The following is a 17478-nucleotide window of genomic DNA, read 5'->3' on the forward strand; positions in this document are numbered from 1 at the left end:
TCGAATACCTTTGTGGTCGGTTCCTTTGGGGTTAGGGCAACAGCCCGAAGTGATACTAAAATATGATATCATTTGAGGTTCGTCAATGCCCGCCTTGACCTCCCAAATCTCCCCCTCCTCCGACACCTTCCGCGCCAATGCCGAGCGCATGCGGGCGCTGGTCGCCGACATCGCCGAGAAAGCGGCAAGCGTCGAGCGCGGCGGCTCCGATGAAGCCCGCGAACGGCACGTCTCACGCGGCAAGCTTTTGCCGCGCGAGCGGCTGGCGCAACTGCTCGACGCCGGCTCACCCTTCCTCGAGGTCGGCCAGTTCGCGGCTTGGTCGATGTATGGCGAGGACATTGCGTCGGCCGGCATCATCACCGGCGTCGGCCAGGTCGAGGGCACGGAGGTGATGGTCGTCGTCAACGACGCCACGGTGAAGGGCGGCACCTATTATCCGCTGACGGTCAAGAAGCATCTGCGCGCGCAGGAGATCGCGCTGCAGAACAATCTGCCCTGCGTCTATCTGGTCGACAGTGGCGGCGCCAACCTGCCGAACCAGGACGAGGTCTTCCCGGACCGAGAGCATTTCGGCCGCATCTTCTACAACCAGGCCAACATGTCGGCGGCAGGCATACCGCAGATCGCTTGCGTCATGGGTTCCTGCACAGCGGGCGGCGCCTATGTGCCGGCGATGTCGGACGAGACGATCATGGTGCGCAACCAGGCGACCATCTTCCTCGGCGGCCCGCCGCTGGTGAAGGCCGCCACCGGCGAGGATGTCAGCGCCGAGGAGCTCGGCGGCGCCGATGTCCACACCAGGCTTTCCGGTGTCGCCGACCATTATGCGATGGACGACGAGCATGCGCTGGCCATCTGCCAGCGTATCATCCGGAATCTGAATCGGAACAAGACCCTGAGCCTGAATTTGCGGAAGCCGATTCAGCCGCTCTACGATCCGCAGGAACTCTATGGCGTCGTGCCGACGGACCTGCGCCAGCCCTATGACGTGCGCGAGGTGATCGCGCGTCTTGTCGACGGTTCGGAGTTCGACGAGTTCAAGCAGAATTACGGCACGACCCTAATCACCGGCTTCGCGCATCTGCATGGCATGCCGGTCGGCATCATCGGCAACAACGGCGTGCTCTTTTCGGAAAGCGCGCTGAAGGGTGCGCATTTCATCGAGCTCTGCTGCCAACGCGGCATTCCGCTGATCTTTTTGCAGAACATCACCGGTTTCATGGTCGGCCGCAAATACGAGGCGGGCGGCATCGCCAAGGACGGCGCCAAGCTGGTGATGGCGGTCGCCACCGCGAAGGTGCCGAAGCTCACGGTAATCATCGGCGGCTCGTTCGGCGCCGGCAATTACGGCATGTGCGGCCGTGCCTATTCGCCCCGCTTCCTGTGGATGTGGCCCAACGCGCGCATCTCGGTGATGGGTGGCGAGCAGGCGGCGACCGTGCTTGCCATGGTCAAGCGCGAAGGCATCGAGCGCAAGGGCGGTGAATGGAGCGCCGAGGAGGAAGCAAAGTTCAGGAAGCCGATCCTGATGAAATACGAACATGAAGGTCACCCGCTCTATTCCTCGGCCAGGCTCTGGGACGACGGCATCATCGATCCGGCCAAGACCCGCGAGGTACTGGCGCTCAGCCTCTCGGCCGCGCTCAATGCCGAGGTCGAAGAGACGAAGTTCGGCGTGTTCAGGATGTGACGATGGGCGCTCTCGGCGACAGGATCCGCATCCATACCGGCGACATCACGAAGCTCGCGGTCGATGCCATCGTGAACGCCGCCAATTCCTCGCTGCTCGGCGGCGGCGGCGTCGACGGCGCCATTCATCGCGCGGCCGGACCGGAGCTCGTCGCCGAATGCCGCATGCTGCATGGCTGCAAGACCGGCGATGCCAAGCTGACCAAGGGCTACCGGCTGCCGGCGCGCTATGTCATCCACACGGTCGGCCCGGTCTGGCAAGGCGGCGGCAAGGGCGAAGCCGAGCTGCTCGCCTCCTGTTACCGGCGCTCGCTCGAAATCGCCCTCGGCCATAATTGCCGGACGGTGGCATTTCCGGCGATCTCGACCGGTATTTACCGCTTTCCGAAAGACAAGGCGACCGGCATTGCCGTCGACACCGTAACTGACTTTCTGCAACAAGACCCGCTGCTCGAGACCGTTACTTTCTGCTGTTTCGACGAACAAGTGGCCGAACTATACCGGCATGCCGTTGCTGTTCTTGGGGAAGGCTGAATTTATGGATCAAAAGATTCCTCGGCCCAGGCAAGGGTGGATTACATCCGGATGGCTAGCACGGGCGAAAAATATTCGTTACTCCTCATCCCGCATTTTCAAATGGGGACGGGGTCAAAATGAGATCGAAATACTCACGGCAAGCGATCGTTTCGATACTTGCGGGATTGCTTACGTTCGTCGCGCCAAGCGTCGGCTCGGCGGAATCGCTGGCCGGCAAGATCGGAGACAAACGCTTTGCCCCGACTCTCTCGCTCGATCCGAAGGAAGCCTGCTACAAATCCTACCTTGCCTATATCGCGGCGAGCGGCCATTCGGCCTATGCCACAACGTTCTACTCGCGCGTCGTGGATCTGCACATTTTCTGCAGCGTAAAGCTGAACGCCCCCTCGCAGAAGGCCGCAGAGGATATTGCTTTGCGCGCCTGTCAGAGCGGCTTCAAAAGGTGGAAGGTCAAAACCGCGAGCGGCGGCTGCGCGATCGCGGTTTCGAAGTAAGCCGGCGCCTGCTGGACTGGCGCCACCCGCAGAAAAACGGGAGGCTCCATGTTCGGTAAGATCCTGATCGCCAATCGCGGCGAGATAGCCTGCCGCGTCATCCGCACAGCCCGCAAGCTCGGCGTGCGGACCGTTGCCGTCTATTCCGACGCGGACGCCAAGGCCCTGCATGTCGAGATGGCCGACGAGGCGGTGCATATCGGCCCCTCGCCCGTCGGTGAAAGCTATCTGCGCGGCGACAGGATCATTGCGGCGGCACTTGCCACCGGCGCCGAGGCGATCCATCCGGGCTACGGCTTCCTGTCGGAGAACCCCGATTTCGTCGATCAGGTGACGGCGGCCGGACTCGTCTTCATCGGTCCGTCCGCCGCCTCGATCCGCGCCATGGGGCTGAAGGACGCCGCCAAGCGGCTGATGGAAAAGGCCGGCGTGCCGGTGGTGCCCGGCTATCACGGCGAAGCGCAGGAGATCGTGCTGCTTGCCTCCAAGGCGCGCGAGATCGGCTATCCCGTTCTGATCAAGGCGCGCGCCGGCGGCGGCGGCAAGGGCATGCGGCGCGTCGACCATCCCGACGATTTCTCGGAGGCGCTTTCCGGAGCGCGGCGCGAAGCGAAAGCGGCGTTCGGCGATGATCGCGTGCTGGTGGAAAAATATGTCGACAAGCCGCGTCATATCGAGTGCCAAGTGTTTGGCGACAATTTCGGCAACGCGGTTCATCTTTTCGAACGCGACTGCTCGGCGCAACGACGCCACCAGAAGGTGATCGAGGAGGCGCCCGCCCCCGGCATGACGCCCGCGCTGCGCAAGGCGATGACGGAGGCAGCCGTGAAGGCCGCCAAGGCGATCAACTATTCAGGCGCCGGCACGATCGAGTTCATCGTCGATGCCTCTGAAGGGCTGAAGGTCGACCGCTTCTGGTTCATGGAGATGAACACGCGGCTGCAGGTCGAGCACCCCGTCACCGAGATGGTCACCGGCGTCGATCTCGTCGAATGGCAACTGCGCGTCGCGGCCGGCGAAAAGCTGCCGAAGACGCAAGGCGAGATCGCGCTTGCCGGCCACGCTTTCGAGGCGCGCCTGTATGCCGAGGACGCGGCGAAAGGGTTCTTGCCGGCGACCGGCACGCTGTACCATCTCCAATTCCCCGACGCGGCGCCGGAAGGCGCCGCGATGCGCATCGAGACCGGCGTGCGCGCCAGCGATGCGATCTCGCCTTTCTATGATCCGATGATCGCCAAGCTGGTGGTGCACGGCAAGGATCGGACCACGGCGCTCAGTGCGCTGCGCGAGGCGCTTACCCGGACCGAAGTGGCCGGCTCGACCGTCAACACCGCCTTCCTGGCGGCGCTTACCGCCGACGCCGATTTCGCGGCCGGCGATGTCGATACCGGGCTGATCGGCCGGCATCAGGAGGCGCTCACCGCCATTCCCGCGCCGAGCGACGAGACGATCGCCGCGGCGGCGCTTGCCGCTATGGACGCCGGCGCCCCGGGTCCCGCCGCCGATCCATGGTCCACGCTTTCAGGCTATGCGCATTTCCATACGCTTAAGCGCCGCATCGGCCTGCGCCATGGCGAGGAAAACATCCTGGCCAGGGTTTCGGCAAGGCCGGACGGCCGCTTCCAGGTGGCGCTGGAGGCGCCACATGATGCGGTGAACACGCATGATTTGCGAACCATGCCGCATGCTGTCCGCTGGCCGGGCCACGTCACCGTCTTCGAGGGCGCGGTCGGCTATACATTCACCGTTCCCGATCCGCTTGCCAAGGCCGACGAGGCGGAGGCCGCCCCGGGCAGCCTGCGCGCGCCGATGCCGGGGCTGGTCAAGCTGGTGCGGGCAGAAGCAGGCGATGCCGTGATCAAGGGCCAGCCGCTCTTGATCCTCGAGGCGATGAAGATGGAGCACACGATCGTCGCTCCGCATGACGGGGTGATCGCCGAGATCGCTGCCGAGGGCGCGCAGGTCAGCGACGGCACGGTGCTGGTGCGGTTCGCGGAGGACGGTCAGGGCTGAGGCGACCGTTCAATTGTCTCGTTAACGAGACAAAATAGTTAGGTATGGCGGGACGGCGCCCCCCTCCGTCACACGTCCTGCCAAGGAAGACCCTTCGCACAAGCGAAAATGGCCGGGACAAGCCCGGCCATTTCCTCGATTGCGGAACCGACTTACGGCTTGATCGGCGCGTATTTGCCGTCGTGCCACTGGTTGATGTCGTAGCTGGCGTTCTTCAGGTCGCCCTTCTCGTCGAAGATGACGTCGCCGACGACGGTGCTGATCGGCTTGCCGTCCTTGAGCGCCGCAGCGACCTTAGCCGGATCGTCGGTGCCGGCGCGCTTGACGCCTTCGGCGACAGCCTGGATCACGGCATAGGAGAACAGCGTGAAGCCTTCCGGGGTGAAGCCGCCAGCCTTGATCTTGGCGACGGCGTCCTTGGCTTCAGGCTTGGCCTGCGGGTCCGACGGGAACACGAACAACGTGCCTTCACCGGCCGGGCCAGCGACCTGCCAGAATTCCGGCGAAGCGATCGAGTCCGGCATGATCAGCTGGAACTTGACGTTCTGCTCGGCCGACTGACGCAGGATGAGGCCCGCCTCCGGATGGTAGCCGCCGAAATAGACGACGTCTGCCTTGAGCTCCTTCAGCTTGGTGACGAGAGCCGAATAGTCCTTCTCGCCGGCATTGATGCCTTCATAGTCGACCTCTTTCAGGCCGCCGGCATTCATCGTCGCCCTCACGGCATCGGCGACGCCCTGACCGTAGGCGCTCTTGTCGTGCAGGATGACGACGTTCTTGCCGGCGTATTTCTTGGCGATCCACGGGCCGATGAAAGCGCCCTGCGCGTCGTCACGCGTGTAAAGGCGCATGATGGTCGGCCAGCCGGCCTTGGCGGCGGCGTCGGTCAGCACCGGGTTGGACGAGGCGGGGCTCATCATCAGCGTGCCGGCTTCGGCATAGACGGCCGAGGCCGGAATGCTCGAGCCCGAGCAGGCATGGCCGTCGACGAACTTGACGCCGTTGGCGACGATGCGGTTGGCCACCGAGACCGCCTGCTTCGGATCGCACTGGTCATCCTCGATGTCGAGCTTGATCTGCGAGCCGTTGACGCCGCCGGCGGCATTAATCGCGTCGGCAGCAGCCTGGGCGCCCTGCTTGAACTGGTCACCGATGGTGGCGAGTTGGCCGGTCATCGGGCCGACCACCGAAATGGTGATGTCGTCGGCGAAGGCAACCGGCGCGCTCATCATCAGGCCAAATGCGGCCGCGCTCAAAATACCCAATTTTTTCATGACTATAAGAACTCCTCCACTTGCGCATGGCCATCCGGCCGCGCTTCTTCCACAGAGCCGGGACAATTTCACCCTTCGCTGAAACTGTCGAGAGGACAATTCGGAAGGTTTTGGTTCATTTCGGCCGGGATTGCTTGGGCCACGCGCCCGCTTGATTACCATGCGTAATGCAAAAAAGCCGCGCCGGCCTTGTTTCGGTCGGTCACGGCTTTTTGCAGTCGAGCTCCCCAGACGCCCCCGCGCCTGAACCCGCTCGCTTCCCTGTTTCTAGTGGACCATGATCTTATCCGAAAACCGGACTCCACTTTTCGGGATCATGGTCGGCGCGGCTTGGTTCGTTGACCTGCCGCGTTCTTGGTCTTGTCTACCGGCCGTCTTATCGCGGCCTTGTCTCCTGAAGACTTTCGGGTGCTGCACCCACAGGATCAGTGCATCGTCATCCATTCGCGCGCTTCGCGCAGCGCCTGGGCGATCTCGGGCTTCGACATCGAGGCCGACAGTTCCGAGCGCAGCTCGGCGGCGCGGGCCGAGCCCTTGATCGCTGCGATGTTGAACCATTTATGGGCGGCAACGACATCGGTCTCGCAGTCGCGGCCGGTCGCATACATCATGCCCAGTTCGAAAAGAATATCGGCCTGGGCGGTTGCCCCCATGGCGCCGAAGCCGTCTTCAAGCATTTCAAAACGTGCCATTTCAATCCCCTGTCTGGCTCCCGAGAGCCGCCTCCTTTTCCCGTTGGTGTCCCTCGGGGCGGGCCGCTCTTTCGATGCTTTCGAGGATGACGGCTGGCCTTGAATCCGTCGTTAAATGGCTTGCTTAATTTGAGGAAAACAAAGCTAAAACAAGAAGTAAACGTAGAAAACTGTTAAGCATGGGAATCCAGCGTTTCAGCCCTTTTGCTTCAAATTCGATGAAAATTGTCGAGAGCGGAATCAAGACTTCGCTAACCACGGAAACCGAAGCGTTTTTCCGGTCGCGTTTATTTCCAGCCATCGGCGCGGCGAAAATCCTTGCAACCTTCCGTGGCGGCACCGCTTTCGTTTTGGCCGGAGCTGGATTAGCTTTACCTGTGCGTAAGGGGCAGGAAGGCGGTCCCGTCGCGGCCCACAGGGAGGAGGACAAGATGTTTCGAAAGATGAGCCTGGCCCTGGCGGCCACCTTGATCATGGCGGGCGCCGCATGCGCCGACCCGATCGAAGGCAGTTGGAAGACGCAATCCGGCGAGACGGCGACGATCGGCGGCGGCGGCTCGTTCTCCATCACGCTCAAGACCGGCAAATATGCCGGCAAGACGATCGGCTCGCTGAAAGCGGCCGGCGACAACAAATATGCCGGCTCGATCACCGACCCGGCAAACGACAAGACCTATTCCGGCAAGGCGACGCTCTCGGGCACGACGCTCAAGATGAGCGGTTGCGTGCTCGGCGGCCTGATCTGCAAAAGCCAGACCTGGCACAAGCTCTGATCGCCAAACTCCAGATCGTATGAGACGGGGCCGAACGGCCCCGTTTTCTTTTGGAGCGGCAGCGCTCCGCCGGATTCGTGCTGCCAGTGTTGTTCAAACCCTCGTCAATCAATTTGAACCGCGGATGAATACCGATCTCAGAACCGGTTCAGAGGCATTCCGGCATTCTCTCCCGCATTGAAGGAGAGAGAAATGCTTGCCCGTCGCTTCACCATCGTCTGCCTGCTGATGAGCCTGTTCGGCATGTTCTTCGCCATCCTTGTGGCCGAGGGCGGCCATTCCGCCCGCTTATGGGAACGCCCCGTGGCTGCGTTCTCGGCTCCGTGAACCAAATGAAGCGCTGAAACGACAAAGCTGAAACGCGACCAAGCCGAAATTGGGGACACCATCAAAATGAACCGCATCGCCGCCACCGCAACGAAGATCCTCAGGCTGCTGCCGCGGGCGACGCTCATCCTGATGCTGCTCGCCGCCCCGGTGCTGGCGGTGCCGATGATGCGGGCCGACACGGGCCACAGGATCGAGGCGCCGGCGCACAGGAACACCAGCGTGGGCTTTGTGCTGCTGATCAGCCTGCAGCGCGGGTAACGCCATCGAAGAAAAACGACGCTTGCGGCGGCTTGACGCCTGCCTCCCCCTCCCAACCGCTCTTCCAAATCTCTATATTGAGCCATGGAAAAGCGAATCTACCCCCAAGCCATCGAATCGGTCGTCATGCCGGAGCCTTTCGGCAAGCAGGACTTCCATGACGCCAAAAAGGCCGTCGCGGCGCTGCAGGCGCTCTATGACCGCAACACCAAATTCCTGCGCGATTCCTTCGCAGCCCTTGCCGCGGGCGGCGACGAGAGCAAGCGCTACCGGGCATTCTATCCGCAGATCGGCGTCACCACGACCTCGTTCACGCAGATCGACTCGCGCCAAGCCTACGGCCATATGCCGACGCCCGGCCATTTCGCCACCACCATCACCCAGCCGCAACTGTTCGAGAACTATCTCGTCGAGCAGCTTCGGCTCATCATGCGCAATCACGGCGTGCAGGTGACGGTGTCGGAGTCGACCACGCCGATCCCGCTGCATTTCGCCTTCCTGGAAGGCACTTATGTCGACGGCTCGGCCGCCGAGCGCATCAAGCGGCCGATCCGCGACCTGTTTGACGTGCCGGATCTCGACGGAACCGACGACCAGATCGCCAACGGCACCTTCGAGGTGGCGTATGGCGAGCCGCGGCCGCTGGCGCCGTTCACCGCGCAGCGCATCGACTATTCGCTGCACCGCATGACGCATTACACCGCGACCAGCCCGCAGCATTTCCAGAATTTCGTGCTGTTCACCAACTACCAGTTCTACATCGACGAATTCGTCGCGCGCGCCCGCGAATTGATGGCCGATGGCGACAGCGGCTATGTCGAGTTCGTGGAACCCGGCAATGTCGTGACCCGGAACGGGTCGACGGTCCCGGAGGAAGGCACGCCGCCGCAGCGCCTGCCGCAGATGCCGGCCTATCACCTGAAGAAGCCCGGCCATGGCGGCATCACCATGGTCAATATCGGCGTCGGCCCGTCCAACGCCAAGACGATCACCGACCATATCGCGGTGCTGAGGCCGCATGCCTGGGTCATGCTCGGCCATTGCGCGGGCCTGCGCAACACGCAGGCGCTGGGCGACTATGTGCTGGCGCATGCCTATGTGCGCGAGGACCATGTGCTGGACGACGACCTGCCCGTCTGGGTGCCGATCCCGCCGCTGGCCGAGATCCAGGTGGCGCTGCAGGAAGCGGTCGCCGAAGTTACCGGCCTGTCCGGCTACGACCTCAAGCGCATCATGCGCACCGGCACCGTCGCCACCATCGACAACCGCAACTGGGAGCTGCGCGACCAGCGCGGACCGGTGCAGCGCCTGTCGCAGTCGCGGGCCATCGCGCTCGACATGGAATCGGCAACCATCGCGGCCAACGGCTTCCGCTTCCGCGTGCCGTATGGGACGCTGTTGTGCGTCTCCGACAAGCCGCTGCATGGCGAACTGAAGCTGCCCGGCATGGCGACCGAGTTCTACAAGCGGCAGGTGGCGCAGCATCTCACGATCGGCATCAGGGCGATGGAGAAGCTGGCCGAAATGCCGATGGAGCGGCTGCATTCGCGCAAGCTCAGGAGTTTTTCCGAGACGGCGTTCCAGTAGCCGCGCGCTTGCCAGCTACTGGCGAGGCAATCCGTCGTCTTGCTTGGGCCGCAATTTGACCGATAAGCGGTCCGGATGGAAGACTGGAGCAATTTCAGGAAAAGTGCGAGGCGGTTTTCCGTCCGAAATTGCGTCGGAACAAAGAAGGCAGGGCATTTCGGCGTTTCCGTGAAACGATGAAATGTCCTTGGGCAGTCGGAGCAGATGACTAGGGGCGGGACGCGCTTGAGCATGATGGCTCAGCTGACATTCCTGGCGATGATGGCATGCTCGGCCGCGTTGCTGGCCGGGTTCTTCGGCGCGCTGCATCCGGCCTTCGATTCCTTCTCGCATTTCCGCATGCATCTGAGTCTGCTTGCGGCCTTGCTGGCGCTGGCGCTGCTTGCCGGTCCCTACCGGCTGCAAGCCGTCGCGGCCCTGGTCTTCGCCATCGCCTGCTTCGCCACGACGACGAGCGCGTTGCCCAGATTGCCGACGCAGCAGGCGGTCGCAAAACCGGCCGACCGGATCGTCTACAGCCTGCTGCAGATGAACCTGCGGTTCAACAATCCGACGCCGAAGAAGGTGCTGTCGCTGATCGGCCGGACCAATCCGGACGTCATCACGCTCGACGAGGTGTCGGGGATGTGGTCGAAGGAGCTCAGCTATATTGCGAGCGCCTACCCCTATCGCATCCTTTGCGACTATCCCAACGGCATATTCGGCGTCGCGCTGCTCTCGCGCCGCCCCTTTGCCGCCGGCACGGCGCCACGGTGCGAGCCGCGCGGGGCGATGGCGATCGCCACGATCGATTTCAATGGCGTTCCGGTCGACGTCGCCGCGATCCATCTGAGCTGGCCTTGGCCGAAGGAGCAGTACTGGCAGATCGGCGAGCTGACGGAACCGCTGGCCGGGCTCGGCGAGACCGCCATCATGGCGGGCGACTGCAACGCCGTGCCGTGGAGCGCGGCAGTGCGGCGGGTGGCGCGGCTCAGCGGCATGACGCTGATGCCGTCGGCCGGCCCGACCTGGATCCACCGCACGCTGCCAGACTTCCTGCGCCGCTATGCGGGCCTGCCCATCGACCAGGTGTTCAGCAAGGGCGGGGTGACGATCCTGTCCTCGGCCCGGCTGGAGGATACCGGCTCCGACCATCTGCCGGTGATGGTCGAATTCACGTTGCCGACCGACAGCAACCCGCCCGAGGACGAGCATAAGTCGGCGTTGGCGGCGAATGACGCGCCGGACAAGCCGCGCAGCTGACGCCCTGCCTGGCAGGCGGACCGGAGTTTTCAGTTCTTCCCAATCAAGGCATGGACCAGCCGGTCGACATGGCCGCCGTCGCGGTGCTCGCGCGCGTCGAAGGCGTTCTGCCTGGCCTCGTAGTCGGCATAGATCGTGTCGATGCGGTGCCTGGCGTCCCAGCGAAGACCGGTGCAGAACCAATTGTCCGGCCGCTCGAGTCCGGCAAGCGCCGTCCCCGTCGCCCGCACCATCTGCTTCGCGATGCGGCCATGGGTGTGCTCATGCTGGCGCACGCCGGCCATGAAACGATCCCAGCGCCTGTTCAGGGCCGGACTGGACGGCGAAGTGCGGCGCGGAAACGTGTAGGTCAGGTCGATCTTGCCGGTGGCCTCATGGAGCCGGCAGATGCCGTTGTCCCGTTTCACGTCGAGGTCCCAATGCACGGTATAGCCGGTCTCGGCGATGGCGCGCGTGGCATGGCCGTGCCGCGGCCCCAGGCCATCCATCGCCTCGACCAGTTCCGCGCCGGTCCTGCCGGCGACATCGTAGGTGCGCACATGCACGGTCAGCTTGATGCCGGCCGAGGCGGTCCCGCAAAAAAGCACGCCGGCAGCAGCTAGTATCGCCAGGCTGATGCGCCGCATGTCCGCCTCCTTGTTTAGAGACGGAGCAGACCATACTCGGGGCTCTGCTTCAACGGCCTTGGCGGCTTACATGCCCTGGTAGCCCAGACCGAGACGGCCCGGTCGAAGCGGATCACATGCCCTGATAGACCGGCCCCTCGCCGCCTTGCGGCGGCACCCAGTTGATATTCTGGTTTGGATCCTTGATGTCGCAGGTCTTGCAGTGCACGCAGTTCTGCGCGTTGATGACGAAGCGCACGTCCTTGGCCGACGGATCGGCGGCGGCGTTGCCGTCCTTGTCCACCCATTCATAGACGCCGGCCGGGCAATAACGGGTCGAGGGACCGGCGAAGACATCGTGCTCGGAGCGTTGCTGCAGCGCCGCGTCGCCGACGATGAGATGAACCGGCTCGTTTTCCTCGTGGTTGGTGTTCGACAGGAACACCGAGGAGAGCCGGTCGAAGGTCAGGACGCCGTCCGGCTTCGGATAGGCGATCTTCTGATGCTGGGCGGCTGGCTCGAGCGTCGCATAGTCGGCCTTGCCGTGCTTCAGCGTGCCGAAGGGCGAGAAGCCGAACAGCGTGTTCAGCCACATGTCCAGCCCGCCGATGCCGACGCCGACGATGGTGCCGAAGCGCGACCAGAGCGGCTTGACGTTGCGCACCTTCTTCAGGTCCTTGCCGATGTCGGTGCCGCGCCAGGCTTGCTCATAGGAAGCGAGCTCGTCATTGGCACGGCCGCCGGCGATCGCCTCGGCCACATGCTCGGCCGCCAGCATGCCGGAGAGCACCGCGTTGTGCGAACCCTTGATGCGCGGCACGTTGACGAAGCCGGCCGCGCAACCCATCAACACGCCGCCGGGGAAGGACAGCTTCGGCACAGACTGCCAGCCGCCCTCGGTGATGGCGCGCGCGCCATAGCCGATGCGCTTGGCGCCCTCGAAGGTGCCGGCGATCGCCGGATGCGTCTTGAAGCGCTGGAACTCCTCGAAGGGCGAGAGATAAGGGTTCTTGTAGTTCAGGTGAACGACGAATCCGACCGCCACTTGGTTGTCCTCGAGATGGTAGAGGAAGGAACCGCCGCCGGTCTTCATGTCGAGCGGCCAGCCGAAGGAATGCTGCACCAGACCCGGCTTGTGGTTCTCGGGCTTGACCTGCCAGAGCTCCTTGAGGCCGATGCCGAACTTGCCGGGCTCGCGGCCTTCGGCAAGCTGGTATTTGGCGATGAGTTGCTTAGCCAAGGAGCCGCGCGCGCCCTCGCCGATCAGCACATACTTGCCCATCAGCGCCATGCCGGGCGCGTAGGCCGGACCATGCGTGCCGTCCTTCTCGACGCCCATGTCGCCGGTGATGACGCCGGTGACGGCGCCGGCGTCGTTGTAGACGAGGCTTGCCGCGGCGAAGCCCGGATAGATCTCGACGCCCAGCGCCTCGGCCTTGGTCGCCAGCCAGCGGCAGACATTGCCCAACGAGACGATATAATTGCCGTGATTGTTCATCAGCGGCGGCATCAGGAAGTTGGGCAGGCGGAACGAGCCGGCGGGCCCAAGCACCAGGAAATGGTCCGCCGTCACCGGTGTCTTGAACGGATGATCGCCCTCCTCGCGCCAGCCGGGCAGCAGCCGGTCGATGCCGATCGGATCGACGACGGCGCCCGAGAGGATATGCGCGCCCACCTCGCCGCCCTTCTCCAGGACGACCACGGAGAGGTCCGGGTTGAGCTGCTTCAGACGGATAGCCGCGGCAAGGCCGGCAGGACCGGCGCCGACGATCACCACGTCGAATTCCATGCTCTCGCGTTCGATATCGCTCATCGACCCCTCTATGGCTTGCCGCATTCTCGCATTGTGCTGGCTCATGCGCTGCATAGCGCATCAATTCGCGACGCGAAACCGGCGCTGACGTGACAACGCCGATTTCGACAAAAAGTCGCGGTTTTCCCTACGAAAAGGCGGCAGCACAAGCCATGGCCAAGCATAGGCCAGGGCCATTTGGTTGGCAGGCCAGGCGGCGCCGGCATGTTTTTAATTGTTCGACGGCTTGGTTATCGGCAATACTTCACGCCATGCGCAGTCCAGAGCCGTCCGGCTTTTCCTCGAAGCGCTTACTCTTCACGCCAGGTGCGGCTTGGCGCGCGGTTCTTCCGCTCCTCTTTTTGACCATGCCGGCCGAGGCGGATCCGGTGAAGGTGTGGGCAACCGGCGCCTATTCCTTCTCCGACGAGCTGGGTGGCTTCCGCATCACCGGCGCTTCCGGCATCGGCACCAAGGAAGACCCGCTGATCATCAAGGAGGAGCTGAACTCGGCGACGCCGGTGACGCTGACCATCCGCGCGACCAAGCCGATCGAGCCCTTCGGCAAGGCTGGCGAGGTCGCCAATGGCGTGATGTATATGCGCATCGATGTGCTCAACAACAGCGCCCTGCCCTGGGTGGAGTTCCAGTTCGAGCTGCAGGAAATCCTCGACCAGCCGAGTGTCTTCGGCGACGGCCTGTCCTTCGACCAGCGCAACAAGACGCCCGACAACATCTGGTCAAGCAACTTCGCCGATTTCGACCGCCGGTTCGAGCCCTATGACCGGCTGCTGTTCCGCGATGGCAAGATCGATCCGCTGAAGACGGCGACCTTCGATTTCCTGGTCACCGACTACACGCCGCGCTGGACGTTCTACATCGTGCAGGATCCAAGGATTCCAACGGGGTGATCGCTCTTCGCGGTCAAGCCTCTTCGTTGGTGCGTTTTTCAATTGTTCTACGGCTTGCTTGTCGGCAATAATTGTTCATGCGCACTTTCAGGCTAGCCGGCTTTTCAGTGCAGCGCTTGCTCTGCACACGCGGGCACTTCCGCGGTGCGGTTCTCCTGTTCCTCTCGCTGGCCCCGGCGGACGCCCGCGCCGATCCGCACAAGGTGTGGATCGCCGGAGCCTACGCTTTTTCCGACGAACTCGGCGGCTTCCACATCACCGGCGCGTCCGGCATCGGCACCAGGGACGACCCTTTCGTCGTCACCGAGGAGTTCAATTCGGCAACGCCGGTGACGCTGACCATCCGCGCCGTCAAGCCCATCCAGCCATTCGGCGTGCCGGGCGAGTTCGCCAGCGGCATGATGTACATCCGCATCGACGCGCTCAACAATGGCGGGCAAGGCTGGATCGAATTCCAGTTCGAGCTGCAGTCCGTTCTCGGCGAGCCGAGCACCGACGAGGACGGATTGTCCTTCGATCAGGCCAACAAGACGCCGGACTATATCTGGTCCAGCGGCTTCGCCGAATATTATCGCGAGTGGTCGCCTTACGACCGCCTGTCGTTCATGCGGGGCAAGGTCGACATAGGCAAGACCGCCAGCTTCACCTTCCGCATCACCGACTTCACGCCGAAATGGCAGTTCTGGCTGGTGCAGGAGCCACGTATCCCGACAAGCTGATGCGGCCTCCAAACTTGCAAATTGAAGCCGCGCGGACGATGGTGGCGCCATGACTGCCGCCTCCCCCACCTCCCCTGCCGATATCGCCGAGTTGCTTGCCTTCTATGCCAGCGCCGGCGTGGACGACGCGCTTGAAGACGCGCCGGTCAACCGGTTCGCCGAAGCGGCGACGAAGCCGGCCGAGCGCCGGTCCGCCGAGCGGGCCCCAGCCGCGCCGCCTCGCGAAGCCAGGCCCGAGAGCCGGCCTGCAGCGCCCACGCAGCCTCCGGAACGAGATGAAACACCCAACCCGCCAGCGCCTTTGTCCGGCCTCGACGCCAGCAACATTCCGGACGCGCCTGCGCGAGCGCCGGTGGCCGCGGCGGTTCCCGACGAGGCGCAGGCCCTGCTCGCGCGACAGCTTGCCGCCCGCGCGACGACGCTCGATGAACTGCGCCAGCACATGGCCGGTTTCGACGGCTGCAATCTCAAATTCACCGCCAAGAACCTGGTCTTCGCCGACGGCAATCCCAATGCCGATTTGATGCTGGTCGGCGAGGCGCCGGGCCGCGACGAGGACCTCGAAGGCCTGCCTTTCGTCGGCCGCTCCGGCCGGCTGCTCGACCGCATGCTGGCGGCGATCGGCCTCGACCGCAACTCGGCCTATATCGCCAATGTCATCCCGTGGCGGCCGCCGGGCAACCGCACGCCGACGCCGCATGAGACGGAAATCTGCCGGCCGTTCATCGAAAGGCAGATCGAGCTGGTCAATCCAAAAGTGCTGGTCAATCTCGGCGGGCCGTCGGCCAAGACGCTGCTCAACACGACCGAAGGGATCTTGCGACTGCGCGGTAATTGGCGGGTGCACACGACAGCTTCCGGCGTTGCCATTCCAGCGATGCCGACGCTGCATCCGGCCTATCTGCTCCGAACGCCAGCACACAAGAAGCTGGCATGGCGGGACTTTCTTGAGGTCAAGGCGAAGCTCAGGGCGATTAGCTAATCTCCCCCCTTGTGGGGGAGATGTCCGGCAGGACAGAGGGGGGCGCGAAGGATCGCGGCGTCGGTATCCTATTTTTCTGCCGGGGCAACCTAAACGCTGATAAGCTGGCGGGACAGCGCCCCCCTCTGCCTTGCCAGGCATCTCCCCCACAAGGGGGGAGATTGGCTGTCACCGCCGCCTTCGCCAATCTCCTACGAGGGGCGCTACCTATAACTTCCCAGGTAATTGAATTACTCCCCTCGCCGCCCTACTCATTCCCTCATGACCACATCCGACATCTCCGCTGGCAGCCTGATCCGCGAATGGCGCACGCGGCGACGCATGAGCCAGCTCGACCTCGCCATGGAGGCCGACATCTCGCAGCGGCATCTCTCCTTCGTCGAGAGCGGCCGCGCGCAGCCGTCGCGGGACATGGTGCTGCACCTCGCCGAGCAGCTGTCCATGCCGCTGCGCCAGCGCAACCAGCTTCTGCTGGCCGCGGGCTTCGCGCCGAGCTTCAGCGAGAAATCGCTGACCGACGCGACGCTCGCGCCGGCACTGGCCGCGGTCGAGACCGTGCTCAAGGGTCACGAGCCGTTCCCGGCGCTGGCGGTGGACCGGCACTGGAACCTCGTTTCCGCCAATACCGCGATCGCGCCGTTCCTTGCCGATATCTCCGAAGCGTCGCTGCTCACGCCGCCGGTCAATGTGCTGCGGCTCAGCCTTCATCCAGGCGGTGTCGCGCCGCGCATCGTCAATCTGGCGGAATGGCGCGCGCATCTCTTGGAGCGGCTGAAGCACCAGAACGACGCGACCGGCGATCCGGTGCTGATCGAGCTGGAGCGCGAGTTGCGCACCTATCCTTCCGGCCTGAAAAACAGCCGTCCCGCGCCGGTCGAGCCGAGCGGCATCGTGCATCCGCTGCGGCTCGCGCATGGCGACGTCGTGCTTTCCTTCATCAGCACCATCACCGTGTTCGGCACGCCGCTCGATGTCACGCTGTCGGAACTGGCGATCGAATCCTTCTTCCCGGCCGACGAGCCGACAAGGGCGGTGCTAGTGCGGCTGGCGAAAGAGCGGGCCAACGCGAGGGATGGCTAAACGCCGACCGATCCTCGGTCTTGGGGGGTGCAAATCTCAGCAACCCACTGGTCTGCCGGATATTTCCGCAAGAGATGATGGATATTCTCCTCGTCGGTGTAGCCGAGTAGCCTTCCTTCCAACCACTCGAATTGCGGACACCAGCCCTTGCGATCGAGGATATCGATAAGCAGCCAATATGCCTCGACCCGCCATTCCTCGCCCTTGAGCGTATAGAACCAGTAATCAATATCCACCGCAGTACCGCTCGGCAGGGATATCGTTCTGGTCCTCACATGCTCCGAAATGGTTCCGGCTGCGACGTGTGGCGCGAAGTCCTGATTGGCCAGCGCATCGGCCTTCTCAAAACCGTCCACCTTTTCATGAGCAAACACAGCCAACGGTTTGGCTGCGGCAAGCATCATCGCCAGTTCTCGGTTCGTGTGAAGGGCGTAAGGGCGCTCTTTGTCATTCATTCTCAATTCCTCATGGACTGGGAAGATCGGCGAGGTTGATGA

At 63.5% G+C, this 17478-nt stretch carries 19 protein-coding genes; 13 read left to right on the forward strand and 6 right to left on the reverse strand.

The features are described from left to right. Positions 1–85 precede the first annotated feature (85 nt). The 4 genes from RFM41_RS04655 to RFM41_RS04670 all read left to right on the forward strand — a co-directional run bounded on the left by RFM41_RS04655 (position 86) and on the right by RFM41_RS04670 (position 4736). Positions 86–1693, forward strand: a complete 1608-nt coding sequence (locus RFM41_RS04655) for a carboxyl transferase domain-containing protein (RefSeq protein ID WP_320246621.1) — start codon at positions 86–88, stop codon at positions 1691–1693. Between the two features lie 2 nt (positions 1694–1695). Next, on the forward strand, positions 1696–2226 hold the full coding sequence (locus RFM41_RS04660; RefSeq protein WP_320246619.1) for an O-acetyl-ADP-ribose deacetylase: 531 nt from the start codon (positions 1696–1698) through the stop codon (positions 2224–2226). A gap of 119 nt (positions 2227–2345) precedes the next feature. After that, positions 2346–2723: a hypothetical protein gene (locus RFM41_RS04665; RefSeq protein WP_320246617.1), complete on the forward strand. Its 378-nt coding sequence runs from the start codon at positions 2346–2348 to the stop codon at positions 2721–2723. Between the two features lie 48 nt (positions 2724–2771). Beyond that, positions 2772–4736, forward strand: a complete 1965-nt coding sequence (locus tag RFM41_RS04670; RefSeq protein WP_320246615.1) for an acetyl/propionyl/methylcrotonyl-CoA carboxylase subunit alpha — start codon at positions 2772–2774, stop codon at positions 4734–4736. Positions 4737–4888: 152 nt separating this feature from the next. Here the strand turns inward: RFM41_RS04670 and RFM41_RS04675 are convergent, their stop codons facing one another. The 3 genes from RFM41_RS04675 to RFM41_RS04685 form a co-directional block, all read right to left on the reverse strand. Further along, positions 4889–6010: an ABC transporter substrate-binding protein gene (locus RFM41_RS04675; RefSeq protein ID WP_320246614.1), complete on the reverse strand. Its 1122-nt coding sequence runs from the start codon at positions 6008–6010 to the stop codon at positions 4889–4891. Positions 6011–6435: 425 nt separating this feature from the next. Beyond that, a complete protein-coding gene (locus RFM41_RS04680; protein ID WP_320246613.1) occupies positions 6436–6702 on the reverse strand; it encodes an SEL1-like repeat protein in 267 nt (88 codons plus the stop codon). 124 nt (positions 6703–6826) lie between these two features. Further along, entirely contained in the window at positions 6827–7132 is a 306-nt protein-coding gene (locus RFM41_RS04685) for a hypothetical protein (RefSeq protein WP_320319247.1), read from the reverse strand. A 1-nt stretch (position 7133) separates the two neighbouring features. Between RFM41_RS04685 and RFM41_RS04690 the strand changes: the two genes are divergently transcribed. The 5 genes from RFM41_RS04690 to RFM41_RS04710 all read left to right on the forward strand — a co-directional run bounded on the left by RFM41_RS04690 (position 7134) and on the right by RFM41_RS04710 (position 10892). After that, a complete protein-coding gene (locus RFM41_RS04690; RefSeq protein ID WP_320246953.1) occupies positions 7134–7475 on the forward strand; it encodes a DUF2147 domain-containing protein in 342 nt (113 codons plus the stop codon). A gap of 192 nt (positions 7476–7667) precedes the next feature. Beyond that, positions 7668–7802 (forward strand): hypothetical protein, encoded by a 135-nt coding sequence (locus tag RFM41_RS04695; RefSeq protein ID WP_320246611.1) that lies wholly within the window; start codon positions 7668–7670, stop codon positions 7800–7802. Between the two features lie 66 nt (positions 7803–7868). Beyond that, positions 7869–8063, forward strand: coding sequence for a hypothetical protein (locus RFM41_RS04700; protein ID WP_320246609.1), 195 nt, complete (start codon positions 7869–7871; stop codon positions 8061–8063). A 126-nt stretch (positions 8064–8189) separates the two neighbouring features. After that, complete coding sequence (locus tag RFM41_RS04705) at positions 8190–9650, forward strand: AMP nucleosidase (protein WP_320246608.1); 1461 nt, start codon at positions 8190–8192, stop codon at positions 9648–9650. A gap of 231 nt (positions 9651–9881) precedes the next feature. Next, the gene (locus tag RFM41_RS04710) at positions 9882–10892 is read left to right on the forward strand and encodes an endonuclease/exonuclease/phosphatase family protein (protein ID WP_320246607.1); all 1011 of its coding nucleotides are present in this window, start codon (positions 9882–9884) and stop codon (positions 10890–10892) included. A gap of 29 nt (positions 10893–10921) precedes the next feature. Here RFM41_RS04710 and RFM41_RS04715 read toward each other — a convergent pair whose 3' ends face one another. Both RFM41_RS04715 and RFM41_RS04720 read right to left on the reverse strand, forming a co-directional pair. Continuing rightward, positions 10922–11518: a DUF922 domain-containing protein gene (locus tag RFM41_RS04715; protein ID WP_320246606.1), complete on the reverse strand. Its 597-nt coding sequence runs from the start codon at positions 11516–11518 to the stop codon at positions 10922–10924. A gap of 112 nt (positions 11519–11630) precedes the next feature. Then, the gene (locus RFM41_RS04720) at positions 11631–13334 is read right to left on the reverse strand and encodes an electron transfer flavoprotein-ubiquinone oxidoreductase (protein WP_320246605.1); all 1704 of its coding nucleotides are present in this window, start codon (positions 13332–13334) and stop codon (positions 11631–11633) included. Between the two features lie 227 nt (positions 13335–13561). On the opposite strand from RFM41_RS04720, the gene RFM41_RS04725 reads away from it, so the two are divergent. The 4 genes from RFM41_RS04725 to RFM41_RS04740 all read left to right on the forward strand — a co-directional run bounded on the left by RFM41_RS04725 (position 13562) and on the right by RFM41_RS04740 (position 16981). Further along, positions 13562–14200 carry a hypothetical protein gene (locus tag RFM41_RS04725; protein WP_320246603.1) on the forward strand — a complete coding sequence of 213 codons (639 nt, stop codon included), beginning with the start codon at positions 13562–13564 and terminating at the stop codon, positions 14198–14200. Positions 14201–14277: 77 nt separating this feature from the next. Continuing rightward, positions 14278–14919: a hypothetical protein gene (locus tag RFM41_RS04730; protein WP_320246601.1), complete on the forward strand. Its 642-nt coding sequence runs from the start codon at positions 14278–14280 to the stop codon at positions 14917–14919. Between the two features lie 49 nt (positions 14920–14968). Then, positions 14969–15901: a uracil-DNA glycosylase gene (locus tag RFM41_RS04735; RefSeq protein ID WP_320246599.1), complete on the forward strand. Its 933-nt coding sequence runs from the start codon at positions 14969–14971 to the stop codon at positions 15899–15901. 261 nt (positions 15902–16162) lie between these two features. After that, entirely contained in the window at positions 16163–16981 is an 819-nt protein-coding gene (locus RFM41_RS04740; protein ID WP_320246597.1) for a helix-turn-helix domain-containing protein, read from the forward strand. Here the strand turns inward: RFM41_RS04740 and RFM41_RS04745 are convergent. Then, entirely contained in the window at positions 16978–17436 is a 459-nt protein-coding gene (locus RFM41_RS04745) for a hypothetical protein (protein WP_320246596.1), read from the reverse strand. The genes RFM41_RS04740 and RFM41_RS04745 overlap by 4 nt on opposite strands. Positions 17437–17478 lie beyond the last annotated feature (42 nt).

Source organism: Mesorhizobium vachelliae, assembly GCF_033977325.1.
Taxonomy (GTDB): domain Bacteria; phylum Pseudomonadota; class Alphaproteobacteria; order Rhizobiales; family Rhizobiaceae; genus Mesorhizobium; species Mesorhizobium vachelliae.